Source organism: Streptomyces sp. SM11, assembly GCF_002910905.1.
Taxonomy (GTDB): domain Bacteria; phylum Actinomycetota; class Actinomycetes; order Streptomycetales; family Streptomycetaceae; genus Streptomyces.
On sequence record NZ_NEUE01000108.1, the window covers coordinates 20,740 to 44,994 of the forward strand.

18 protein-coding genes and 2 pseudogenes are annotated in these 24,255 nt (G+C 69.9%); 4 read left to right on the forward strand and 16 right to left on the reverse strand.

Features of this window, described 5'->3' with window-relative positions; genetic code table 11:
• Nucleotides 1–98 precede the first annotated feature (98 nt).
• From B9S58_RS07735 to B9S58_RS07745, 3 genes are all read right to left on the reverse strand, one after another.
• Complete coding sequence (locus tag B9S58_RS07735; protein ID WP_103531373.1) at nucleotides 99–2,162, reverse strand: Hsp70 family protein; 2,064 nt, start codon at nucleotides 2,160–2,162, stop codon at nucleotides 99–101.
• Complete coding sequence (locus tag B9S58_RS07740; RefSeq protein WP_258044217.1) at nucleotides 2,159–2,581, reverse strand: hypothetical protein; 423 nt, start codon at nucleotides 2,579–2,581, stop codon at nucleotides 2,159–2,161. Before B9S58_RS07740 ends, B9S58_RS07735 begins: the two co-directional genes overlap by 4 nt.
• Nucleotides 2,582–2,856: 275 nt before the next feature.
• Nucleotides 2,857–3,594 (reverse strand): hypothetical protein, encoded by a 738-nt coding sequence (locus tag B9S58_RS07745; protein ID WP_258044218.1) that lies wholly within the window; start codon nucleotides 3,592–3,594, stop codon nucleotides 2,857–2,859.
• Between the two features lie 747 nt (nucleotides 3,595–4,341).
• On the opposite strand from B9S58_RS07745, the gene B9S58_RS07750 reads away from it, so the two are divergent.
• Nucleotides 4,342–5,655, forward strand: coding sequence for a hypothetical protein (locus B9S58_RS07750; protein WP_103531374.1), 1,314 nt, complete (start codon nucleotides 4,342–4,344; stop codon nucleotides 5,653–5,655).
• Nucleotides 5,656–6,664: 1,009 nt separating this feature from the next.
• On the opposite strand, the gene B9S58_RS07755 is transcribed toward B9S58_RS07750, so the two are convergent.
• The 10 genes and pseudogenes from B9S58_RS07755 to B9S58_RS07800 form a co-directional block, all read right to left on the reverse strand.
• On the reverse strand, nucleotides 6,665–7,492 hold the full coding sequence (locus tag B9S58_RS07755; RefSeq protein ID WP_103531375.1) for an endo alpha-1,4 polygalactosaminidase: 828 nt from the start codon (nucleotides 7,490–7,492) through the stop codon (nucleotides 6,665–6,667).
• The gene (locus B9S58_RS07760) at nucleotides 7,489–8,151 is read right to left on the reverse strand and encodes a spherulation-specific family 4 protein (RefSeq protein ID WP_103531376.1); all 663 of its coding nucleotides are present in this window, start codon (nucleotides 8,149–8,151) and stop codon (nucleotides 7,489–7,491) included. The genes B9S58_RS07755 and B9S58_RS07760 overlap by 4 nt, the downstream gene beginning before the upstream one ends.
• Nucleotides 8,148–9,074, reverse strand: coding sequence for an NAD(P)-dependent oxidoreductase (locus tag B9S58_RS07765; protein WP_103531377.1), 927 nt, complete (start codon nucleotides 9,072–9,074; stop codon nucleotides 8,148–8,150). Before B9S58_RS07765 ends, B9S58_RS07760 begins: the two co-directional genes overlap by 4 nt.
• Before the next feature lie 7 nt (nucleotides 9,075–9,081).
• On the reverse strand, nucleotides 9,082–9,795 hold the full coding sequence (locus B9S58_RS07770; RefSeq protein ID WP_103531378.1) for a nucleotidyltransferase family protein: 714 nt from the start codon (nucleotides 9,793–9,795) through the stop codon (nucleotides 9,082–9,084).
• 32 nt (nucleotides 9,796–9,827) lie between these two features.
• Nucleotides 9,828–10,829 carry an SDR family NAD(P)-dependent oxidoreductase gene (locus B9S58_RS07775; RefSeq protein ID WP_103531379.1) on the reverse strand — a complete coding sequence of 334 codons (1,002 nt, stop codon included), beginning with the start codon at nucleotides 10,827–10,829 and terminating at the stop codon, nucleotides 9,828–9,830.
• 99 nt (nucleotides 10,830–10,928) lie between these two features.
• Entirely contained in the window at nucleotides 10,929–12,335 is a 1,407-nt protein-coding gene (locus B9S58_RS07780; RefSeq protein ID WP_103531380.1) for a hypothetical protein, read from the reverse strand.
• Entirely contained in the window at nucleotides 12,332–13,855 is a 1,524-nt protein-coding gene (pelF, locus tag B9S58_RS07785; RefSeq protein ID WP_103531381.1) for a GT4 family glycosyltransferase PelF, read from the reverse strand. The genes B9S58_RS07780 and pelF overlap by 4 nt, the downstream gene beginning before the upstream one ends.
• Nucleotides 13,856–13,955: 100 nt before the next feature.
• Entirely contained in the window at nucleotides 13,956–16,103 is a 2,148-nt protein-coding gene (locus B9S58_RS07790; protein ID WP_103531382.1) for a hypothetical protein, read from the reverse strand.
• Between the two features lie 487 nt (nucleotides 16,104–16,590).
• The gene (locus tag B9S58_RS07795) at nucleotides 16,591–17,118 is read right to left on the reverse strand and encodes a hypothetical protein (RefSeq protein ID WP_103531383.1); all 528 of its coding nucleotides are present in this window, start codon (nucleotides 17,116–17,118) and stop codon (nucleotides 16,591–16,593) included.
• 2,316 nt (nucleotides 17,119–19,434) lie between these two features.
• Nucleotides 19,435–20,005: pseudogene (locus B9S58_RS07800) on the reverse strand (rhodanese-like domain-containing protein).
• A 93-nt stretch (nucleotides 20,006–20,098) separates the two neighbouring features.
• Between B9S58_RS07800 and B9S58_RS07805 the strand changes: the two are divergent.
• Nucleotides 20,099–20,377 carry a metal-sensitive transcriptional regulator gene (locus B9S58_RS07805; protein ID WP_103531405.1) on the forward strand — a complete coding sequence of 93 codons (279 nt, stop codon included), beginning with the start codon at nucleotides 20,099–20,101 and terminating at the stop codon, nucleotides 20,375–20,377.
• A gap of 21 nt (nucleotides 20,378–20,398) precedes the next feature.
• On the opposite strand, the gene B9S58_RS07810 is transcribed toward B9S58_RS07805, so the two are convergent.
• From B9S58_RS07810 to B9S58_RS07820, 3 genes are read right to left on the reverse strand one after another with little or no spacing between them, the layout of a single operon-like run.
• The gene (locus B9S58_RS07810) at nucleotides 20,399–21,142 is read right to left on the reverse strand and encodes a sulfite exporter TauE/SafE family protein (protein ID WP_103531384.1); all 744 of its coding nucleotides are present in this window, start codon (nucleotides 21,140–21,142) and stop codon (nucleotides 20,399–20,401) included.
• On the reverse strand, nucleotides 21,139–21,504 hold the full coding sequence (locus B9S58_RS07815) for a rhodanese-like domain-containing protein (RefSeq protein ID WP_103531385.1): 366 nt from the start codon (nucleotides 21,502–21,504) through the stop codon (nucleotides 21,139–21,141). The genes B9S58_RS07810 and B9S58_RS07815 overlap by 4 nt, the downstream gene beginning before the upstream one ends.
• 33 nt (nucleotides 21,505–21,537) lie before the next feature.
• On the reverse strand, nucleotides 21,538–22,902 hold the full coding sequence (locus B9S58_RS07820) for a rhodanese-like domain-containing protein (protein WP_103531386.1): 1,365 nt from the start codon (nucleotides 22,900–22,902) through the stop codon (nucleotides 21,538–21,540).
• A gap of 160 nt (nucleotides 22,903–23,062) precedes the next feature.
• Here B9S58_RS07820 and B9S58_RS07825 point away from each other — a divergent pair, with 160 nt between their 5' ends.
• On the forward strand, nucleotides 23,063–23,461 hold the full coding sequence (locus tag B9S58_RS07825) for a DUF302 domain-containing protein (protein ID WP_103531406.1): 399 nt from the start codon (nucleotides 23,063–23,065) through the stop codon (nucleotides 23,459–23,461).
• A 130-nt stretch (nucleotides 23,462–23,591) separates the two neighbouring features.
• A pseudogene (locus tag B9S58_RS07830) lies at nucleotides 23,592–23,996 on the forward strand (GNAT family N-acetyltransferase); the annotation flags it as partial.
• Between the last annotated feature and the right edge of the window lie 259 nt (nucleotides 23,997–24,255).

Genomic DNA, 24,255 nt, shown 5'->3' on the forward strand with positions numbered 1-24,255 from the left:
TGTCGCATACAGGGCAGGCACATCCTCAGGGAGCGTATACCTTAACCCGATCACCAGCATGACATGGCCCTGTTGACATCGTCAACGCGCGCCTCGTGTCACCTTCGCTGAGCGGGCGGAGCGGGGTTGGGCACGCGCCGGTTGAAGACCCACACTCCCTGCGAGTGTGTGGCCCCCATGACCCGTCCGGAGGTCCGTAGCCACGGATTCGCCTTCTGGAACGGCGCGAAGTTGTCGTTCGAGACGATGACCCCGCGGACCTCCTCGGCGATGCTGATCACCAGGGCGTCGCCGCGTCCCTCGGTTCCGGCCGGAGGCTGTACGACGGTTCCGTCGGCGATGGCCTTCTCCACGAGCGGCCGCTCCTCGGCGGACACGTCGTGGCGCAGGGTGGCGTCGACCACCACGTGGATGTCGCTCTTCGAGTGCCTGGCCCGCAGGAACCGGACCGCCGCCTGCAAGGCTGCGAAGCTCGGCCTGCCGCCCGCCGAACGCGGAGGGCGCCCGTTCCACGCGAGGTTGGACCCGTCGATGATGAGCGGCTGCGCGGCCGTGACCGCGCCGGCCGACGGGGGAGCGGGGCGAAGAGGAGTGGGTTCGGGCGCGCTGTCGCCCCGGGGTCCGGCCTGCTGGGGATGGGTCGGTGCGCTCGCCGGCCGGGCGACGGGGGCGAGGGTGAGCAGGCGGTCGAGTTCCTTCCTCACCTCCGGCAGCACGTTCCCGTCCCCGAACACCTTCACCTCGCCGTCGAGGAGGACGTCACCGGTCTTCTGCAGAGTTGCCCTGACGGTCAGCAGGCCTTCCTTGCTGTAGGTGTACTCCAGGTCGAAGACTCCGTCCTCGGCTCTGACCCGCCGGGGGTAGGCCAGGACCAGGTCGGTCAGTTTGACGTTGTCCGGGTGATCGACCCCGCGGTCGGGGTCCCCCTCCCAGACCTCGACGGTCAGCTGGGAGACGTTGTCCTTCGTCGGCTCGTACGACTTCACGCGCTGCTGCGGGAGGCGCTGGTTCCGGTCGATGAGTGCGCTGAAACTCCGCCGGCCCTCGCGGCTCTTGGTGATCGTGCCCAGGGCGTGCGTGTTGACGACCCGGATGATGCTCTTCAACTCGCCGTCCATGGCGGCGGCGCTGATGGCCGCTCCCTCGGCCACCGCGGTCATCGGGTCGCACAGGGCGCTGTCCACGAGTTCGCAGTCGAGCGCTTCCGAGACCGCGGCACGCACCGCCGGAATCTGGCTGCTGCCCCCGATCATCAGCACCGCGGTGAGGTCCTGCGGGTCGATCCGGGCCTGCGCCAGGCATTCCTCCACCGGGTCGAGCGCACGGCTGATGAGGTCCTGGATCGCCTCGGAGAACTCGTCCTGCCCGATTTCGACGGTGACGTCGTCGGGCGTCCGGACGCGGACCGACTCCTGCTGGGAAAGCAGGATCTTCGCCCGCTCGATCTCCAGGGTGAACATCCGGTTCTCGGAATCGCTCCAACGTCCGCGCCTCGGCACCCGATCGAGAACCATGCGGCGCAATCGCGCGTCGATCTCCAGACCTCCGAGGCGGTTGACACCCCGGCTCGCCTTCTCGTCGAAGAACCCGTCGTCATGCAGGAGGAGCGTGGCGTCCATCGTGCCGCCGCCCCAGTCGAAGACCAGGAACTCGCCGTCGGCCTCCATCTCGTGCGCGTAGGCGATCGCTGCCGCCGTCGGCTCGTTCAGCAGGGTGCGGACCGCGATTCCCGCGGCACGTGCGGCCTCACGCGTCCGGAAACGGGCCGCTCCCGTCGCGTTGGCGGGTACGGTGACGACGGCCTCGCGGATCTCGGTGGCGGCCTCCTCCAGCGCTGCCCCGGCGATGGCGTGAAAGACCCCGGCCGCCGCGGTGGTCGCGGCGAACCGTTCACCGCTCAGCGTGACGGACGGCTCCTCGCGCAGCATCCGCTTGCACGCCTCGACGGCCTGCTCCGAACGCAGCTTCGCCTCCCAGCCGAACAGCGTGCCGGGTCGCAGCGAGCTCGTGCCGACGACCGACGGGTAGAGCAGCTCGAACCCCCTGCGCCCCCAGTTGGCGTCCAGGCCCTGACCGCCGATCTCCAGCACCTCGACATACTCGCCGTTCCACTGGGCGGCGACCGAATTGGTGGTCCCGAAGTCGATCCCGGCTGCTGTCATGCTTCCTCCCCCGCCTTCACACCCGCAGGCCCGGCGGTGCGCCGCAGTTGACCGGCGAGAATGACTTTTCCTGTCAACTCATCCACGTACGCCGGACTGAGCAGCTCGAAGGCGTCCCCTTCGCCCTCGGTCACCACGAACCGGTCGCTCTCCTCGGGCTCCGTCACCCGCAGCAGCCGCAGTTCCCGCAGGTGGGACGTCATCGCACCCTCTACGGTCTCCCGGCTTTCTCCCGCCCGGGACCAGAGGAGCGCGTCGATCTCGGCGAGACGTCCGGCGAACTGCGCGCGGGTACGGAACTCGTCCAGGACCGCCCGGCGTACCGCCGCGGTGAGTGCTCCGGCAGGGGGCGCCTCGTCGGCCCCGGCGGCCTCCAGTGCCTCCGGTACCCGGGCGGCCACCCCCTTGATCACCGTCATCGCGTCGATCGGATCAGGGCGAGGGGGAGCTTCGACGACGCCGTTCCGCAGGGGCTGCGCCGAAGCGTCGGCCAGGCGTTCCCTGCGGCGCTTCAGCCCGCCTGGCTTGTGTGGCGGCACTGCCGTCTTCCCACCGGGCTGTGTCCGGCCGCACGCGGGGCACGGGCGGTGCGGTCGCTCCCTCTTGGGAACCTTCTTGTTGGGAGGCATCAGCTCTGCTCTGCTTCGTTCGGATCAGTCAGGACGGCAGGTCAAGACAGTGGGCGTGGACGGAGTCACCGCACGGGACTGTGCCGGTCGAGGTGGGGCGCGGTGGTTCGGAAGTCATCGAGCAGCTCGACGGCGGCACGGGCACGGAGGGTTTCCAACTCGCCGCCGCTCGTCACCGGAACCCGGCGTGGCAGCGCCTCCACCGGAGGCACCAGACGCCGCGGCACCTGGGAGGGCATGACGTACCGGGACCGGTCGAGCGGAAGCTGGTAGAAGACGTCCCAGCCCGCTTCTCCCCGCAGCGCGCCACGGATGCGCTCCTCGGCCCAGTTCAGCTCCGACTGGGCTCCGGCATCGCCCTCGTGCTGCCGGAAGATCTCGCGGCAGCGTTCCTCCCACCCGTGCGCACCATGGTCCAGGCCGATGTCGAGGAAGGGGTTGCCGAACGGGCCGCGGTCGTTCTTTCTCGTCGCTCGCCAGGTGTTCAGCAGCCGGAGGTTGCGCTCCGCGACGGGCCCGCCCAGGTCCGCCGCCTTCTCGGCGCTCTCCACGGCGGTGTCGAGAAGTTTGTCCCGCCCCGCAGCCGAATCAACCTGCTTGCTCTGTGCCACGGCCACGTACGCGGCCAGGGCGTGGGCCTCCTGGACGAAGCCCGTGGGAACCTTGCCGCTGTTTCCGTCCCGGCTGAGAGAGCGGGCCTGCTGGGCCGCCGCCTCCAGGTCACCGGCCTTCACCAGCTCGTAGGTGCGGTTGAGGGCGACGAGCGCACAGAACGGACTCCGTCCTGCGTCGACCGGATCCACTGGGGACCACAGGGTGGCCATCAGCAGCCAGAGCCCCCGATCGTCTGGGGGAGCGCCTGCCGAGGAGGTCCGGGCCGGGCGTAGTCGAGCACAACACCCCGCACCGCTCCAGGCCCGCCTCGTTGAACCATCGCACGCCGGCTGCCCAGAGACTCCGCACATGGCCGAGAACCGATTCCGGCGGCAAGAGGCTCAGCCCCGAGCGCACCGCGGGCAGCAGACTCTTGCGGTCCGGGTTGCCCTCGAGGGCCCGCATGAGAACTGCCCGCTCGGCTTCGGGAACCCCGGCGGCGGCCGCGGTCTCGGTCAGCGTGTTCAGCACGGCCTCCACGTCCTCGCTGCCCCCGACACCGAGCCAGCGCCACTTTCGCTGGGTGAAACCGCTCACCCCGGAGGAGCCCTTGTTGTCCCGGCGTTCGCGCGCACGCCTCAGACGTTCCTGTTCAGCGGCTTTCGCCGCCCGACGAGCGGCGACCGGGTCCGTCGTGTTGTACACGTCGACAGATTATCCGGATGATTCGGCAATCCACACGGCCATGTACATATCGTGACCACCGGCCCCGCGGCGGCGACCCTGCGCATGGCGTACTAGGCCATGATCACCCGCGCCCGGCAGCGGCTGGTGCTGGGCCGGCAGGGGAGCCGGCTGCCCCGGCATCCGGTGGGGGACGGATGGGTGGATTCGCGGTTTGGGATCGTCGCATTCGATGTCAGACGTAGGCTGCTGCCGGGAACAAGGGGGAGACGATGACTGACGACCGCAACACGACCGTGCCGGTGTGGACGCTGGCGACCGCTGACGTCCGAGTGCCGGGACTGGCCGCGGGCGAGTCGATGACAGCTGAACGCCTGGCTGAACTGCGCGGAGTGCTGGCCGCGCTGGCCGACGAGCCGATCGTCACACTTGAGGTGCATCCGCTGCCCGACAAGATCGACCGCGGCCGTGGCATCCCGCTCGACGCCGCGAGTCCCCTGGCGCAGCACTTGTCACAGTTCATCACGCAATCGACGCGAAGTTCCCTTACGGCGGCCAGAGCGACCGCTTCCGGCGAGAATCTGTACCGCATGGTGGTCCCGGCGAAGGTCGCCGCCCAGTTCGGGCAGGGCATCGTCCGTCCGATGGTGCCGAACGGGGCGGTCGGCGGCATCTACGGTGAGCTCGTGAATTCGACGGGCAGGATCGCCTCCAAAGCGCGATTCGTGCCGGTCGGAGGCGTGGCAGCGGCGGGCACGGTCGGCGGGGCCGGTGCTACCGCCGGTGCCGCGGCCGCCGGCGGCACGGCGCTCACCGTGGCCGCTCCGCTCGTGCTCATGGCCGTGGCGGTGGGAGTGAGCGCCCACGCCGATCGCAGGCGCCAACAGGCCATCGAACACATCACGGAACTGCTTGAGCGACTTCAGGAGGAGAAACTCGACGACGAGCGCAGCACACTCGACGGCTGCCGTGGCGCCGTCGACAAGGCCACGGCCATCCTGCTCGACCAGGGCAAGCTCGGTGTCTCCCTGGGACTCGACTCGGCGGTGCACGCCATCGACACGGCGCTGAGCAAGGCCGACGGCCGCGCTACCCGGTGGCAAGGCGCGCTCGACGGACTGCGCGAGGGCGAGGCCGTCGAACTCGGCACGCTGACCAAGGCGTTCCCCGGTGTCGATGACCATGGCGGTACGTTCCGCACCCACCTCGAACTCGCTTCCCTGGCCATCGCGTTGAAGCGGCGGGTGGTTGTCCTCCAGGCCGTCGAGCACGCACAGAGCAACGACGGCAATCCGTTCGAGAACTTCACCCGCGAACTCAGGCGCGATCAGCAGCGCCTCGATGAAATGGAGTCGAGCATCGCCGGTGTCCTGGTGCGCCTGTCGGCACTGGAGCTGGCACGCCCGAGCGGCTTGCGGGCACCGGTCTTCACGACCGGTGAAGTGGATCGCCTCATGAGCGCGACCCACCGGATTCACCAGCTGGGCCGTGGTGTCACAGTCAATAGCCGTACGACAGACGTGGCGATTGAGATTGCCCGCGACAAGGACGGCTCGGTGGTCGTGTTCCCCGCGTTGCCGTCGTAGACGTATCGGTGTGTTCCGCGAAGTCGTCTGCCGTCGTCATCGAACCGCCCCGTCCCCCGTTGGTGAGACGCAGCCGACGAGCCTCACCTTGAGCTGTTCCACCGCCCCAGCACGGGTGGCCGCTGTATCCCTCCGCCACCCTGTGACAAGCGCAGGGCTCGACCCCTGGCATCCGGTGTGATCAGCACCCGAACGTCAGGACCGGAGGGCCCATCGCAAGGGACGGGTTCCTGAGACCCGTCGACTGCGCTGAGAAAGATCGAGCAGCAAACCCCACCAGGCGTGGCCACACAACTGTTCAAGGCGCTGACAACTCGGCCCGGACGGACTTGCCGCCGGGTGGGTGGGGGACGCATTCCCACCGGTTGGAGGAGGGGCGGCAAGCAGCAGGCCACGTCCGCCGGTGCGGTCGTCGGACACGACCGACATCGGACTTGCGAGGCCACTTCGGCGATCGCCTTCCGCGAAGACTGATGGACACTCAGGCTCTCCTGACGTACTGTCACCCATTCAAGATCATCTTGCGTGTGCGTTGCACAAGGTGCTGAACACTTTCAGCCGCTGCATGCTCGTGCCGGTTGATGACCCGGGAGTCCCGGAGGGCTCCCACGGTTTTCGAATGACCATTCGCTTCTGGCATTCGGCGAGCGTCCCGTCGAGCAGGACCTACTCCGGATCGGTTTCACACAGGACCTTGAGCAGGCCCGGTGACCGGTCGGCAGCACCCTTTCGGCGAGCGGACCGCCGCCGAACCCAAGCAGCGTTGACGCACTCTGCAACACATCGCGCTCAGGGTTGGACGGACCGGGGACTTCGCCCGCGCCGCGCTCGTCCTCAAGGGAATCTGGAGTTGGTCACCGTTGAGAGAACCTCGATCCCCGGTGCTGCGTCCCAGACGGACTTCGGTGCTGGGTTGCCGACGGATTCGCCGGTGATGTGGCTGGACCGGGCGAGCGCCGGGCCAGGTGGGGCCACGTGGCCCGAACCACTCCGGGCCCGGCCTCGCTGCTCAGCATGGACTGCGCCAGGTCCCCAGCTCCCACTTCTTCCGCATGGAGGAGAGTCCCAGACTGCGGGACTCGGGGCAGAAGCGGTCGGTCGGCTCGGTGTACTCGACGTGGAACACGGCTTTGCCCGCCTCGATGAACGGTGTGAGCCTCGCGCACTCGCCATACTGCGCGCACTGCTCGTTGACCGCGAAGTCGAAGGTGCCCACCAGCTGCGGGATCTGCGAGAGATCATTCTTCAGGCCCACCGCCAGGCCGCGTTCGTGGGCGATGCCGGCGATCATGCGGTTGTATCGCAGTTGGTCCTGCGCGGTGAGCGGGAAGCCCGTGTCGTCGGCGTACCCCTCCACGAGGTCGGGCTCCACCGCGTCGAATCCCTTCTTCCGGCACATGTCGAACCGCCGTTCCATGATCGGCCGAAGCAGGGAGATCCGCCGGATGTCGAGCCAGCGCTCACCCTGCCAGCCGTTCGGCCCGCCCAGCACCGAGCGGGGGAAGGCATCCTTGTCGGGCCGGTAGTCCTCCCAGGCGCCCACGTTGATGTAGCAGATCACCTTGCGGCCCGCGCGGTGGAGCCGGGCGACATCCTCGGCGTCGTTCTCGAAGCCGTCGATGTCATAGACCGGCACGTCGGCCGCCGCGGCGTCGACCTTCCCGTCGAGCTGCCACTGCCAGGCCAGCCCCGGACGAGGCTGCCACCGGCCCTTGCCCGGTCCGCCCGATGCCGTGTCCCGGCTGCCGCCCGTATCGGAGCAGCCGGACAGCAGGGTGCTCACCACGACCGCCAGCACAGCCAGCAGGGTTGCCCACGGCAGGGCTCCGCGTTTCACCGTCCCGCTCCGGACAGCACTGGTGTGAGCCGGGCCCACGGATTGGGTGGCTTCCCGGTCACCGGGCCCGACACCGCGGCACCACGCTCGTGGGCGGTGCGCACGGCCAGCGGAGTCAGCGCCTCGGGTACGCCGTACACCAGGTGACAGAAGCGGTCGGGCGGAAAGCGCGCCGTCCAGTCGGGCCTGCTGAACGCCGACACATAGGTGGACCAAGGGCCCTCGAACGTGACGAGGAGATCGGCGATGCCGGCGTAGCCGGGAGCCGGGTGCACGCCCGGGTTGAGGACCACGGGCGACGCACCCTGCCGGCGCAGCGCGCGCACCAGCTTCCGGTAGGCGGGCAGCGCGTCCCCGGCGGCGCTCACCCGGTCCAGGAAACAGCCGTCGGTGGCGTACCACTCCTGGTGCCGGGCGGCATCGGCGGTGACATCGGCGGAGGGCCGGGTGCCGTAGTCGGTGTCCACATAGCCGAGCACGCGGGCGCCCGCTCCTCGCAGCGCGCCCGCCGCGGAGACGAAGGCGGGATCGGGGGCGCCGCCCGGCCCGTCCGCGGGATTGAGCACGACCGCGTAGGTACGGTCGGCCGCCTCAATGAGCCGGTGCCAGGCGGCTGGGTCCACAGCCGGGTGGACGTACAGCGGGATCAGAAGGCTCACGACGACGGTCCGCCTTCCTCGCGCGGGGCCGGAGGGCGGGCGCCGGCGGACCACAGCGCCGTCAGAGACTCCCGGAGCACATACGAGGGACGCCAGCCAAGGGATGTTCCGGCGGCAGAGATGTCGGAACACTGCCAGGACAGCTGCTCCGATCGGGCGGAGCCGACGCCCTGTTCCTCGATGCGTCCGCCGAAGCCCGCGATCTCCGCGAGGGAGTGCACCAGGTCGCGCACCGGTACGGCGTCGCCGCCGCCGATGTTGAGCACGCGCGGCAACGGCCCGGGCGCGGTCACCGCCTGCTCCACCGCCCGTGCCACGTCACGTGCGTCGACGAAGTCGCGGTACGCCGACAGGTCCCCGAGGCGGAGCACCGCGTCGGTGTCCGAACCCGCCTCGCGCAGGAGCCGGGTGACCCGGCCGGGCAGTCCGCCGGGAGGCGCCCCGGGTCCCACCGGGTTACCGACCCGGAGGACGAGTGCGTCCAGGGCCGAGGTCGAGACGGTGACCGTGCCGGCCAGTTTCGTGGCCCCGTAGGTGCTGAGCGGGCGGGTGGCCGCCGACTCCGCCGTCGGGATCCGGCCGGATCCCGGGCCGTACTCGGCGGCCGAACCGAGATGGACCAGCCGGGCCGAGGGACACGCCAGAGCCATGGCCTCGCACAGGACAGCGGGCCCCCGGGCGTTGGCCTCCGCCAGCGTCACCGGGTCCCCGCCGGTCGCACCGGCGCAGTTGACCACGGCGTCCGGCGCCGCCGACGCCAGGGTCTTCGCGAGCCGGTCGGCGGAGTCGGTGGCGAGGTCGACGGGAACGCCGGCGGCGGGGGACCGCCCGCCGGAGAGGACCCGCGCGCCCTTGAGAGTGCCGAGCCGCTCGGCGACGTGGGCCCCCAGATAACCGGTGGAACCAAGGACGATAATGCGCATACGGGGCTCAGGCTCCCTTGAGCAGCAGGGACTTGCGGCTGGTGAACTCCGCGTTGGCTCGGTCGTAGTCGTCGGGACGGCCGATGTCCAGCCAGTAGCCGTCGAACTCGTAGGCGTGCGGCGGGTTACCGGAACCCAGCAGGTCCAGCACCAACTCGTCGAAGCCCAGCGGCAGTCCGGCGGTGTACCCGTCGAGTGTGGCCCGGCTCAATCCGTACACACCCATGGAGACGCGGTAGTCCAGGCTCGGCTTCTCGGTGAAGCCGACGACCTTGCTCGCGTCGGTGGTCAGTACACCGAAGTCGATGCGGACCTGGCGCGCGTACGTGGCGATGGTCAGAGGTGCTCCGGAACTCTGGTGGCTGTGGAGGACGTCGGCGTAGTCGAGGTCGGTGAGGATGTCCCCGTTCATCACCAGGAAGTTCTCCGGCAGCCGTTCACGCATCGTCAGGAGCGGCCCCATGGTCCCCAGCGGGGATTCCTCGGTGGAGTAGTCGACTCGCAGGCCCCACTGGGAGCCGTCGCCGACGTAGGCCCGGATGATCTCGCCGAGATGGCCGATGGCGATGGTGCAGCCGGTGAAGCCGGCTGCGGCGAGCTGGCGCAGGACGATCTCGAGGATGGCGTGCTGGTCTCCGATGGGCACCAGCGGCTTGGGCAGGGTGGTTGTGTAGGGCCGCAGCCGGACACCCTTGCCGCCGGCCATGATCACTGCGTACATGGTCTTCCCCTTGCTCGACGTGCCGGGTGTGGTCAGATGTTGTAGATGCCGGTCTTGTAGCGGGCGAGGTTGCCCGGCTCGCGGAAGAACTCCACCGTCTGCGCGAGGCCCTCCTCCAGGCTGTGCGCCGGGCTCCAGCCGGTCGCCGCGCGCAGTCGCCCGGCATCCGCGACCAGCCGCATGACCTCGGAGTTCGCGGGCCGCAGCCGCTGCGTGTCCTCGCGGACGTCGAGCGCGGTGTCCATCACCTTGCCGATGAGGGCGACCAGGTCGCCGACGGAGATCTCGCCGCCCGTACCGGCGTTGAAAGTGCGGCCCACGACCCGCTCGGCGGGCGCGGAGCCCACCGCCAGGAACGCCTGCGCGGTGTCCTTGACGAAGGTGAAGTCCCGGGTGGGACGCAGGTCGCCGAGGGTGATGGTCCGCTCCCCGGCCGCGACCTGGCCGATGACGGTCGGGATCACGGCCCGCATGGACTGCCGCGGCCCGAAGGTGTTGAACGGACGTAGCGTCACCACCGGGGTGTCGAAGCTGGCGTGATAGCTGTCGGCCAGCCGGTCCCCGCCCGCCTTCGAAGCCGCATAGGGGGACTGGGTGTTGATGGGGTGGTCCTCGGTGATCGGTACGGTCTGCGCGGTGCCGTAGGTCTCGCTGGTGGAGGTGTGCACCAGCCGCGGTGTGCCCGCGGCCCGTACCGCCTCCAGCACGTTCAGGGTGCCGGTGACATTGGTGTCCACGTAGCTGTGGGGCGCCCGGTAGGAGTAGGGGATGGCGATGAGCGCGGCCAGGTGGTAGACGCTGTCGGCCCCTTCGACGAGATGGCGGACCGAACCCGGGTCCCGGACGTCGCCGAGGACGATCTCGACCTGGTCCAGGACGGCGGGGGAGAGGGTCTCGAGCCAGCCGTACGAGGAGAAGGAGTTGTACTGCGCCATGGCCCTCACCCGGTGTCCGGCGGCGACAAGCGCCTCGGTGAGGTGGGAACCGATGAAGCCCTCGGCTCCGGTGACGGCGGCGAGCGATGGGGCGTTCAAGATGGATTCCTTCCGGTGGTTGGTGGTTGGTGGTCGGTGGCGGTCCGTGGGGCCCGGGAAACGGATGGCTGTGGCGTGTGCGCGGTCGGTGGTGCCCCGTCAGCCGTGGGCGGCGGGCCGGCCCAACTGCCGTACGGTCAACGCTGTGAGACAGAGCACGGCAGCACCGCAGCTCAGCGGCAGCGCCGCGGTGCCCGGTGGCGCGCCGGCCAGCATCCCCGCGCCGGAGAACGCCGCCGCGGTGAGACATACGGCGGCCGGCGGCCAGGCGGTGCCGAACGCCTGAAGCAGCAGGGAGACCCACAGCGTTGCGGCGAGCAGCAGCAGGGTGGCGGGTTCGGCGTCCACGAACAGCGCCGCCGGCGTCAGAGGGCCGAGGTACACCAGCAGGCAGCCGGCGAGAACGGCGGCGGAGCGGGCCCGGAACCCGCCGGGCGTCCTCGTGGACCGCAGTGCCGCCACCGACAGTCCGCGGTAGCGGTACAGCAACCACTCGGCCGGCCCCATGCTCAGGGTCAGCACGATCACGGCCCAGGGATGGTCCCGGCCCGCCAGGAACACGAGTGATCCGGCGGCCAGTCCGAACAGGCCGTACGGCAGGGACGGCCACAGCCCCGGACGCGCGGTACCGGGTGCGGCCGGGGCCGAGAGGGTGGCGCGCAGCGCCCAGCCGGCCGCGGCGACAGTGCCGAGGAGCGACAGCAGCGGCAACCCGGCGCGGAGCGCGTTCCCGGGTTCCCACCACAGCAGCGACGTCCCGCCGACGGTGACCGGCACGAGGGCCGCCAGCAGCAGCCGTTCGCGGCCCAGTACGAGCAGCACACCGGCCGCCGCGAGGTAAGCGCACTGGGCCGTGACGGCCAGGGCCGTCACGGCCGACCCCGAGAGCGCGGCGCCGGCGGCGGCCGCCGCGGCAGCGCCCAGCGGCGCCCCCTTCGCGAGAGTGCGGCCCGCCTCCAGCCGCCCGGTCGCCAGGCGCACGTACGCCCGGTGGCCCAGTGCCTGGTTCCACGCCCAGGAGATGAGCCCGGCCACCACCAGCGCCCGCACCGCGCCGTCAGGAGGCAGCATCCGCCCGGCGAGTGCGTACGCGAGGCCGGGGAGTGCGAACAGCAGCCCTCGCAAGGCGCAGCGCACATGGTCGGGCCGCCAGGGATCGGCGGGACGGGGCGGCTCGGGGAACGTCCGCGGTACGCGCCGGTACAACGCCGTCGCCAGTGAGAACAGGTCGGTGTGCCCGTACTTCTCCCGGATCACGTCGCCGGTGAGGCCCTCGGACTCCAGCAGGGCGGCGACCTCATAAGGGTGGACCGCGGGTGCTATACGGTCGGCCAGTGTTGCGGCCAGCTCGTCCACCGCCTCGGCTCGCGCCCCGTGGCCGGGCAGGACCGGCCCCGACGGGTGCGGGCCGGCGAGGCGCAGGGCGAGGGTGCGGTCGTCGGCGAGGCGCAGGGCCAGCGTGTCCTGCTCCGCGCCGCCCGGTTCCAGCGACATGGGTCCACTCATCCGGCCGCGCTCCTCACAGGTGACCTGCCCACCGTCGTCGGCGCGTGCTCCTCGACGGCCGTGGGCGCACTCCGGCCGCCGGATCCGGACAGCTCCTGGTAGATGGAACGGAAGGTGTCGATGGTCTGCCGGAGGGTGAACTGCTCGATCACCCTGAGCCGGGCCCCCTCGCCCATCCTCCGGCGCCGCTCGGTGTCGGCCAGCAACTCCAGGGCCGCGTCGGCCATCGCGGCCGGATCGCGGGGTGGCACGACGAGACCGGTGTCGCCGACTGCCTCCCGGACACCGCCCACGTCCGTGGAGACGGTCGCCCGCCCGCATGACATGGCTTCGATCAGGGTGAAGGGGAAGCCCTCGCTGATGCTGGAGAGCATCACGACGTTTCCCGCCGCGTAGGCGTCCTTGATGTCCTCGACCCGGCCCTCAAAGGTGATCGCGGCGGCATGGCCCAGCTCCGCGGCCAGCGCCTCACACCGGTCCCGGTAGGCTTCCCCGCCGCGCGGCGTGCCGCCGAACAGGCGCAGCCGCGCGGCCGGCACCCGCTCCCGTACGAGGGCGAAGGCGCGGATCAGGGTCTCCAGGTCCTTGATCGGGTCGACGCGGCCGGCCCAGCTGAGGACGGGGTCGGCAGGTTCCGGGCCGGCGGGCGGAAACGCGGCGGGGTCCACGCCGTTGTAGACCGTCCGGATCGCATCGGGTGCGGCGCCTCCGTGCTCCTCCCAGAGCCGGTTGTAGCGGTTGCCCGGGGTGATCAGGGCGGCCCGCCGGTACGTCTCCTCCGCCAGCAGCCGGAAGAAGCCCAGCACGAGTGCCTTCACCGGCCACCGGTAGGGAGCGGTGCGGTACCCGAGGTAGCGCTCGCGCAGGTACACGCCGTGCTCGGTGAGCAGCAGCGGCACACCGTGCCGTTCCAGCGCGGCGAGGCCCGGCAGGGCCGCCACGCCTCCGCTGACCGCGTGCGCCACTCCCACCTCCGGGTACGGTGCGGCCAGCGGCCGCAGCGCGTGCTCCAGCAGTGCGGTCGCGGTCACCGCGTCCTGCAGGTTCGGCCGGGCCTCGCGCGCCGCGAGCCCGGGCCGGTTCCAGAGGGCTGTCAGGATGCCGATGGCCTGGTCTCCGCGCAGGAAAGGACTGAGCCTGCCGTCCTGGGCGGCCCGCGCCAGCGCGTACAGAGCCGGGCCGAAGCCGCCTTCCGCGCGCGGGTCGAGCAGTGCGGTCACGAACCGCTCGTAGGACTCGGCGAGCCGTCGGCGGTGGTGTCCGCGCGGCGCCCGCCCTTCAGGGGTGGGACCCCACATGGGGACGGAGACGATGCGGCCGACGTGGGCGGGGGCGTCCCAGACGACCGGCTCCCGGCCGGTGCCGGTGACGGCGATCACGTCGAACGCGATGTCAGGCATGCCGGTGACGAGTTGGTCGCACCAGACGCTCACACCACCGTGACTGTGCGGGTAGGTGCCTTCGGTGAGCAGGGTGACGCGCGACACGCCGGAGTGTGGCGCGCCGTGGGGAAAGTACATCGATCTGCTCCACGGCCGGGAAGTGAGGTTGTCGGGCCCGGGGGGCGCGGGCCCGTCCCGGCCGCCGCACCGGCGACCGGGACAGGAGGGCGTACGCTTGTCAGCGCTCCGCGCCGTAGGGGACTTGCTCCGCGACGCCGGAAGGCACTTCGGTCCGGGGTGCGGCGTCCGTCGGTGCGCCGGTCACGGCGGGCCTCCCGTACGGCCCGTCCGCCGCGGCCGGCGGGCCCGCGGACACGGGCAGGTCCAGGGTGTAGGGCAGGCCGTCGGTCGAGGCCCAGCCGGAGACCTTGCCGGCGTAGGGAGCTCCGAAGCCGGTGCCGCCGTGCTGGGTACCGGCGGGCATGGTGGCCGCGATCGCCACGCCCCCGGGAGCCTGCACGGTCACACTGTCACCGATCCGGTAGGCGGTGACCTGGCCCGCGTCGAGGGCGGCCCGCCAGGCTGCCCTGTGCTGCATCTCGACGCCGATGTCCTTCATGCGGAGATTTACCACGGGGGTGTCGCCGGTGAACAGGTCGTCGTAGTCGCCGAGCACACCGTCGAGCACCGGATAGGCGATGCGGTCCTCGGCGAGATTCGACTGGTGGATGAAGTGGGGCTTGGGGTCGTTGGAGAGGACGTGCCCCAGCGCGATCCGGGTCTCCAGCGGGACGATGTGATCGGTGTAGCCGGTGGCGATGTCCAGTGGTGCGGCCAGGCAGGTTGAGGTGGCGGGGTTGTCCTCGCAGATCCCGCTGCCGCCCTGGGCGCGCCCGGTGTAGATCCAGTTGTACTCGTCGACCTGCTCGGCTTCCCGCCCGGCGTTGTAGAAGACGTTCATCGGGTAGCGGGAGACGGTCGTGGCGGTGCCGACCTGGCGCTGCACGGGGTCGCGGGAGTTGTCCGAGCCCAGCCACTCGGTGCCCGTGTCGGTGAGGGCGGGCCCCAGGTTGGGGTTGTCCACCGGCTGTTGAGGGGTCACCTTCAGGCCGGAGTGTTCGCCGGTGACCAACTCTTCGCTCCTGAGCGGGAGTCCGGCCGCCACGCCCCACGCCTCGTTGGTCGCGATCTCGTCGGCGATCTCGTTCCGGCCGACCCACCGGGTGGATCCGTCCGGGTTCGTCGCGCACTTCCACGGCACCACGCCGGTGTCCTGCACGCAGCCCAGGAAGGCGTGGGTGTAGGTGTGGTTGATCCAGCGGAACTGGTCCCGGTCGGCTATGAGCTTGTCGGCGAGGGCATCCTGGCCGCCGTTGTCCTCGCGGTGGTCGAGGGTGCCGGAGGCGTTGTAGGCGAAGTCGAGTGTGAAGTCCCGGCCGTTCTGCCAGGCGGTGGCGTGATCGACGTCGGCCGGGACCATGCGGATCGGGTTCGGGGTGCCCTCGCCCGGCTGGCAGTCCACGTCGCCGGGCGTGCAGTTGAGCACGGTGTCCCAGCGGTCGTCAGCGGCGAAGACGTCGTCGACGTGGACCGCGAAGTAGTTGCGGTCGGCGCCGAGGTGCACGCCACCGGTCATCCACTCCACGATGCCTCTGGCCAGCAGTCGGTACTGCTGCTGGTACCGGTTGTAGACGAAGGTGACGACGAGCTCACGCCGCCCGTCGTGCCGGTACTCGCCCACCAGGGAGCCCTTCGTCGGCCTTCCCGGGATGGCGGCCTGGACGTAAGGGGTGAAGTCGGCGCCCGCCACCGGCGTCGAGAGGTAGGCGTAGGACTCGCCCACGGTGGGGGAGTTGTCCTCGAAGGGGACAGCGCCCTCCAGGTAGCCGAAGGGCCCGGCCTTGCCGGCCTGTGTCACCTCGGCCAGTATCCCGTCAATGGTGCCGGCGTAGCCCGTGCCGACCGCCGCGTTGAGTCCCACCTGAGGACGCGCGTAGGTGTAGGCGTCGACCTGCGGGATCGAGTACGCCTGCTCGTAGGCCACGATGGCCGCCATTTCGGCGGAGCCCGTCGGGAACGGGTTGTCGTTGGGAAGGACGACGGCCTGGTACTTCGCGCGCGGTCGGCCGTCGACGGTGTCGGCGAGGAAGCCCGCGTCGATCACGGGCCGGTCGGCGTCCTCCAGCTCGACCTCGGTGTACGGCGTTCCGGCGTTCTCCAGTTCGGCGGCGATGGCGTCGGTGGACGGCCCGCCGTCGCTCACGACGAGCACGCGCAGATCGACGCGCGGTGTCGGATCGTCCGCCTGGGCGGGGGCAGCCGGTAACCCGATCGTTGCCATCAGCGCGCCAACTACGAGCGCGGTGGTGCGAATAGTCCGCTTCATGCGGTGGAAATCCCTCCCCAGGGCAGGGGAGGGTTGGGCTCCTGTCGGAGCCTGCCCCACCCCATGGCCACACCGCCGCCCCTCTGAGGCACCGGTCGTCGACGCTTCCGTCGAGACACATGGTGAGGCCCCTGTGGAGTTTTTGTGTGACTGTCGGGAAACTTGACGGAAAAGCGTATGTGGCGATCAATCTGACGAAGTGATCGTCGTCTCCGGTTGCGACGCTCCCAGGCTGGAGGTGAGGAGTCGCCCGCAGGCTGGTGTGCTGCTGCGGAAGGCGAACGGCGGAATGCGGGATGCTGGACCTCGAGGGCGAGGAAAGCCAATGGACTAGACCTTAAATCCCGGTCGGTGTGGGGCTGCATCAAGTCATTCCTGGGTGACATGCCGACGGCGGCCAACGTGGAGCTGGGGTCGGCCGCCGTCTTCGTCCATGAGGTGCCCGCTCAACGCGGGTGTGCGCCCCTGAGGGTGCGCGGGGGTGCGGTCACGCGCACAGCACGCGGGTCTCGGGCGTGTAGACCGGGCCGCCGCTGAGGCTGCTGCTATCACTGAACTCCGTGTAGAAGTACGAGTAGAAGCCGATGTTGCCGTTGCAGCCGGAGTCGACGGCGACCTGCAGGGTCAGGGTGACGGTACGGCTCTGGCCGGGCGGAATGGTGGTGCCGTAGTTGCCGCCGAGGTTCGCCGGACCGGTGCCGGAACACGGGATGGCTCCGGCGTCCGTCGCCAGGCTGCAGCCGGTGAAGCTGTACTTGAGGTCGGGGCGCTGGGTGGTCAGCCAGGTCGGATCGATGGACTGGTAGATGAACCAGATATCGTACGTCTGATTGTTCTTGATCGTCATCGACAGATTCACCGCACCACCGGGCGTGGTGGTGGCGGCGTCGGTGGTGAACGACAGCTCGGCCGGGGCCGGGTCGGCGGCGCTCGCGGAGGGCGCCAGGCCGAAGAGGGCGAGGGCGAGGGCGATGATCGTGGCGAGACCGAGACGTCTCGTGCGAGTGGATCTCATGGCCGGGGAGCGTATGTGCGGTCCACGCGCACCGTCTGCACCCTGAGTCGCCCGGTGCTCACAGTGCGGCTGAAAGTGATTGGACAGTGAAGGTCTTGTGCAGTCGCCTTCACGCGGTGGTGTGGAGGGCTGTTCCCGCACGACAGCGCCATGATGTGGTGCGGGTACGGAGAGTTGTCACGCGTTGCCCTGCCGGACGATGCGGGTCGCGAGGTCAATGGCGGATTCCGGCGGCTCGTAACCCGCGCCGAGGTGTGGACCGGCACCCGCCCCCGCTTCCAGGCGCCACATCTGTGGGCCTCCTCGGGCCCGCTCATGCGACGCCCGCATACCTATCAGGAGTTGGCCTCGCCGTCTCGCACGCTCAGCAGAGCATGGATGTTGGCCGCGTAGATCGTTGATCGCCGGCTTGAAGTTTCCCCGCGATCTTGGACACTTGTTCGTTGTGCCGCGAGGGCGTGTTGATGTCGCTGCCTGATCTCGGCTGGTGACAGGTAGCCGAAGATCTTGTGTTTGCGCGGGCGCGACGATTGCGGAAGGTCTCGATGAAGGTGAAGACCTCGGTGCGGGCGGTGGCCCGGTCGGGCCGGGTCCGGGTTCTGATCTCTCCCTTGAGCAGGACCCAAAACTCTCCGCTGCGGCGTTGTCGAAACGGGGTCCGGTGCGTCTGTACCTCTGTCGCAGCCCCAACTCTCTTATTCGGTTGAGGAAGTGCGCCCAGGTGTACTCCTTGGGCTCAATCGGTCAAGGCAACACACTCGGCCGGGGTGCGGAATCCCAGGCACGTGCGGTGGCATCAAGGTCGTCCTGACTGGACGCTGCGAGGTTCGTCCCTTTCGGCAGGCACTGCCGGAAGGGACGACGAGCGCGATCGCGTCCCGCTTGAACTCCTCGGTGCACCGCTACGTGTACATGCTTCCCACCTGGTGCTACTTCCTCTGGAACCTCAGGTCCCATTCTTCATGCGTCCATGATCAAGGGGAAGCCTCGGCCCCTGGCGGGGTGCCCGTCTACGCCAGAGGGCGCGCCCGCGTGGTGTGGGTCCTCTTCTGTGTGGCGAAGTGGTCAACCGGACGACTTGGCTGCGCGGTCGGACCCCAGGCCGCGTCGCGAGGCCGGAGACGTCGGGCAGATGGCGGTTCACCTCGTCGCACAGACGCGGTCGGTGTGACTCGACCGACATCGGATGTTGCGAGGCTATTTCGGCGACAACCCTCCGTAAAGGCTGACGGTTACTCAGGTGATCCTGACATGCAGTCAGTCGTGCAAGGTCAGCTTGCACGTGCGTTGCACACGGTACTGAAAAGCAACAGTGATCAGCAAAGGGCCGTGAAGGTAAGCATTTGCAGGTCAGCTGGCATGCTGTGGTGTGTTGTGCCCCTCGCCTCCGAGGGGAACGACACACCACCCGTCAGATGTCCCGGAAGAGACCAGCGAGTGCCGTGACCTGCTGTGATGGGAGCGCGGAGGCTGCTGACCTGCACGAATGGCCTTTCGGCTCTGTCATGCTCGTGCCGGTTGCTGGGGCTGAAAGTCCCAGCAAAGTCCCAGGGGGCTCCCACGGCTGACGGGCGCCTTTCGGCTCTATACGGCAGTGCGGGCTCGTCGGCCGCCTCGTTCTCGACGAGAGTGCTGCAACCTCGATGTCGAGCGCCTGGCGCTCAGCCGATGCCTTGCGGGATCGTGAGGTTCTGATGAACGACGACGACTCTTCGGCCGCCGACGGCAGTGAGCCGACGAGGTCGTGTATCCCTCGCACGCCCTACGGTGAGCAGCCTGTCGCGCGAGCCCGGCGCGAGCTCACTCGCCTACGGCGTGGAGGCCGACAAGGCGGCCGGACGGCCTGCCCGCAGCACATGAGACGTTACGGTCCTGCTGTTCGCCGGCATGTTCGTTCCGCTCACGGCCACACGGAGCTCCCGTTCCGGCTCAACGCATGGACCGGCATCCCCAAGCACACAGTGGACCAGTGGCTCGCCGACGAGCCGGGCGCGTCTGTCACGGGCGTCGACGCGACTTCCCGGACCATGTACATCCGCGTACGCCCCCCCCGGAGGTATCCCGCCGGTGCGGGGGGGATTCCGGATGGCGTTCCCGCCGTGGTGGACACGTCACGTGGTCGGCGCATCGACGGCGGGGTGGTCGGAGAGTGAGTGTCGGACCAGCTCGGTCCAGCCGCGCCCGACCCCCGCGGATCGTGCGCTCGCGGGTGCCGGACACGCGTGGCAGTGTCCTTCGGCGGGCAGGTGTGGCGGCCGAAGGACACTGAGCGGGGTCAGGCCAACTGGCCGCCAGCTCTTCGTGGTCGACGGTGCGTCAGTCCTGCAGGGCTCGCAGGGTGGCGTCCAGGTTGGTGGTGCGGGGCTGGTTGTGGGGGAGTTTGGCGAGGGCGGCGGCCATGCCGCAGGTGTTGGTGGCGGCGGAGAAGACGAGGCCGGTGCCGATGGCGGCGGACAGCCAGCGGGCGGGGCGCCAGCGGATGCCCGCGGCGAGGCCGAGGACGGTAAGGGATCCGGCGGCGAAGCGGACTTGGCGCTCCATGGGCCAGGGGGCCTGTGCGTTTTCGGGGCGGTGGAGGGCGTGCCCCTCGGCGGCCCAGGCGGTGGTGCCGCCGGGGAGGGTGGTGGCGGGGATGCCGCCGGCGGCGAGTTCGGTGCAGGCGGTGGTGGAGCGGTTGCCGGAGGCGCAGACGATGAGGAGGTTGCCGCGGGCGGCTGCTGCCTTGAGGGCGGGCAGGGCGGTGTGGAGGTGGTCGAGGGGGGGTGTTGTGGGCACCGGGGAGGTGGCCTGCGGTGTATTCGCCGGGGGTGCGCACGTCGATGACGGTGTAGTCGTCGAGGCGTGCGGCGGCCTGGGCGGGGATGAGGGCGGTGGGGGTGGTGCTCATGTGCGGAGTGGTCCTTCCGTGGTCCTCCCGGGGGTGGATGTCCGTAACCGGGTATGATACCCCTAGGGGTATTTCTTTCGGTGGAGGTGGATGGTGGAGCTTGAGATGGCGGCCGACGAGCTGAAGGCGGTGCTGAACCGGCTGCGGCGGGCTCAGGGGCAGATCGCGGGGATCATCAAGATGATCGAGGAAGGCCGGGACTGCGAGGATGTGATCACGCAGCTCGCGGCGGTCTCCCGCGCGTTGGACCGGGCCGGGTTCGCGATCATCGCGACCGGCCTGCAGCACTGCATGGCTGAGGGCGGGCAGGCGGCCGGCGACCGGGACGAGATGCGGGCCCGGCTGGAGAAGCTGTTCCTGTCGCTGGCCTGAGTGCGGCAGTGGCTGGTGTGTTCATGCGATCACGTCGATGAGCATGAACACGGCCACTGCCAGGAGCACGCCGGCGAAGACTTTCTGAAGGCCGTCGCCGGAGACCTTGGCGCTGAGGCGTTTGCCGTCCCAGGCGCCGAGTATCGCCGCTCCGGTGAAGGGGCCGATCAGCGCCCAGTCGAGGCCGCCACCGCTTCCCGCGCGGGCGGTCAGAGCGGCCAGCGAGTTGACGGTGATGACGAGCAGGCTGGTGCCCACCGCGCGGCGCATGGTCAGGCCGAGGACGCCTACCAGGGCGGGGACGGCGAGGAATCCGCCGCCGACGCCGAGGAATCCGGTCACCGCGCCGAGTCCTGCGCCTGCCCCGGCTGCCTTACCGGCCTGTGTCCGGCCTGCCGGCTCTGACGTGGAGGGGCGGAACATGCGCACGGCCGCCAGTGCGGCAATCACCGCGAACGCTACGGTCAGGACTGCTTCGGCTACGTGGCCGGATGCTGCTCCGGTGAGGTAGGCGGGGATGATGCCCGCGGCGGCGAAGAGTGATCCGGCTTTCCAGGCGACGTGGCCGTCGCGTGTGTGGGCGTACAGGGCGGTGGCGGAGGTCGCGGCCACAATGATCAGACTGGCGGTGGTGGCCGCAGCCGGGGTGAAGCCGAGCAGGTAGATCAGGGCGGGCACGGCCAGGACGCTGCCGCCGCCGCCCAGGGCTCCGAGGGCGAGGCCGATGACGGCTCCGGCGATGAGGGCGAGAACGAGGGCACTCACGCTATCCGGCCGCTGTTCCCGCGTTCGTCGCTGACCGGGTATCCGCAGGCGGCCCACGCGTTCATGCCGCCCTTGACGTCCACTGCTTGCTCTCCGAGCCGGGTGAGGAGTTTGGCTGCCTGCTGGGAACGGTGTCCGCTGCGGCAGATGACCACGAGCGGCCGGCCCGACGCTCCGGGCGGCAGGTCACTGCCGGCGACGAGCTTCGACAGCGGGGCGTGCACCGCGCCGGGGGCATGGCCGGCGATCCACTCAGGCTTTTCGCGGACATCGAGCAGGACCGCGTCCGGGGCCTGGCCACTGGTACGGCTGCGGGCCTGTTCCACGCTGACGCGGGACTGGCTGCGGCGGGAGAGGAACATGACGTTCTCCCCTTTCTCGTGCTGGGGTGAGGGTCAGCGGGTGGTCAGCGGCAGGCCGGCGTCGGTGGCGGCGTCGAAACCGTCGTCGACGGCGACGACAGCCCGGCCTGCCGCGTCCAGCAGGGATGCGGCGATCGCGGCGCGCATTCCGCCGGCGCAGTGCACCCACACTTCTCCCTGCGGCACCTCGGCAAGACGCCCGTGGAGCTCGTGGATGGGGATGTGCACCGATCCCTCGATCCAGCCGTTCGCCCGCTCGGAGTCGCGGCGCACGTCCAGGACCACCACCACGTCGCTGTCCTGTGCGGCGAGCCCGGCGAAGGTGGAACGCGGGAAGGAGACGGGTGCCTGTCCGGCGGGAAGCCATGAGGCGGGGCCACCGGTGGCAGCGGCGGCCGGCCGGTCGATGCCCACCCTCACCAGTTCGCGCTGGGCGTCGGCGAGCTGCTCGGCCGACTCGGCGAGCAGGGTGACCGGCTTGCCCCAGGGGATCATCCAGGCGAGGTAGGTGGCGATCTTGCCGTCGGCCTCGAAGTTGAACGAGCCCGCCACGTGCCCCTCGGCGAAGGCCACCCGGTTGCGCACGTCGACCACCCACTCCCCGGCCGCAAGCCGCGTAGCGATCTCGGCGGGGTCCGCGAGCGCGGGCGGGGTCAGATCCACCGGCGCCGGACCTGCGGTATTGGCCGGGCCCATGTACGCGTAGTAGGCGGGCACGTCCTCCAGCCCGGCCAGCAGGTCGGCGACGAAGGTGTCCACATCGAAGGTGAGCGCCGCATTGACGCTCTTTTCCTTGCCGATGGTGCTCTCCTCCCCCTCGGACTGGGCCGAGGAGCAGAAGCTGCCGAAGCCGTGCGTGGGCAGCACCGCCGTCTCGTCCGGAAGGCCGGAGGTCAGACGCCGGGCGGAGGCGTGCTGGGCGCGGGCGAGCTGTTCGGTCAGCCGCGGCTCGACCAGGTCCGGCCGACCTACCGTGCCGATCAGCAGCGACCCACCGGTGAAGACGACCACCGGACGCCCCGCCTCGCGCAGCGCGTACGAGATGTGGTGCGGGGTGTGGCCGGGGGTCGCGATCGCCAGCAGCGTCACCTGGCTGACCGTGTCGATATCCACGGTGTCGCCGTCGGCGACAGCCACCCGCGTGAACGGGACGTTCGCACCAGCCGGCACGAGGTACCGGGCGCCGGTGATCCGGGCGAGTTCCAGGCCGCCGCTGACGTAGTCGTTGTGGATGTGCGTCTCCACCACGTGTGAGATCCGCACACCGCGCCGGTTGGCTGCCGCCAGTACCTGGTCGATGTCACGCGGCGGGTCCACCACCACCGCCGTGCACTCACCGCCGGCCAGATAGCTGCGGTTGCCGAGACCTTCCAGCTGAATGGTGTCAACGAAGAACACGCGGATACTCCTTTCGCATGGAAATTACCCCGGGGGGTATCTGTCTTTACCGTAACATCTGTACCCCGGGGGGTATATTCCGTGGGTGGGGCGTCACCGGGCGGGTACCCGGAGACCTCCGCGCGAAGCGGGGCCAGCGGACGAGGAAGAGGCGATGACGATGACCTACAGCCGCACCGTGTACGTGGACGGCGACTTCGAGGAGGCCGTGAGGGCCGTACGTGAGGCCCTGGCCGAGCAGGGCTTCGGCATTCTGACCGAGATCGACGTTCGGGCCACGCTGAAGGAGAAGCTCGGCCACGACATGGAGAACTACCTGATCCTCGGCGCCTGCAACCCACCGCTCGCCCATCAGGCGATCGAGGTGGACCGCTCCATCGGCCTGCTACTGCCCTGCAACGTCGTCGTCCGTTCTGACGGTGGGCGCATCGTGGTCCAGGCCCTCGACCCCGCCACGATGGTCACGCTGACCGGCCAGGACGACCTCGAGCCCCTTGCTGAAGACGCCACCCGCCGACTGGACGCAGCCCTGTCCGCCCTCAACCAGCAGCAGGCTTAATACCGCCCTCACCCGCCGATCCGCTCCGCCGCTTTCTGCGATCACCTCCCAGGGGCGATCAGCGCCTGCTTCTCGACTGCTCCGCCGTGTCCGATCTATCTGGCATGATCGGCCCCTGAGCCGGCCCTCGGTGACTCTGGACGAGATCGCGTTCGACGACTGGCAGGACGTCCACTCATGGGCCAGCCTCGCCGAGGCTTGTCGTTTCCAGCTCTGGGGGCCGAACACCGAGGACCAGACGCGCCACTTCGTGAAGGCCGCCGTCGCGGCGCGGTCGGACGAACCTCGGCGGCGGTTCGCCCGTGTGGCCCGCTGCGGGGGCGTCGTCGTCGGTATGGGCGAGCTGTATGTGCGTAGTCACAGACGGCGGCAGGGTGAGATCTCCTACCTTGTGCATCCGCGGGTATGGGGCCGAGGCATCGGCACAGAAGTCGGGCGCTCGCTTCTCTCGCTCGGGTTCGACCAGTTGGGGCTTCACCGGATCCACGCCACCTGCGCCCCGCGGAATCGTGGATCCTCCCGGGTGCTGGCAAAGCTCGGAATGACGTACGAGGGGCACCACCGACACACGGCATGGATCCGGGACGGCTGGCGGGACTCCCTGGTGTTCGGCATCCTCGAAGCGCAGTGGCGTGCGGGAACTCGGAGCGGTGTCGACGCAGCTGATCCCCGCCCGGACGTGCCCGGCCCGTTCACGGCAGCGGCCTCGTGGACGAGGCGGCGCGCCGCGAGGGCGAAGGCTGACCAGCTCGGATGTGATGCGCTCTGCCCGCGGGTCCGGATGCACCCCGGAT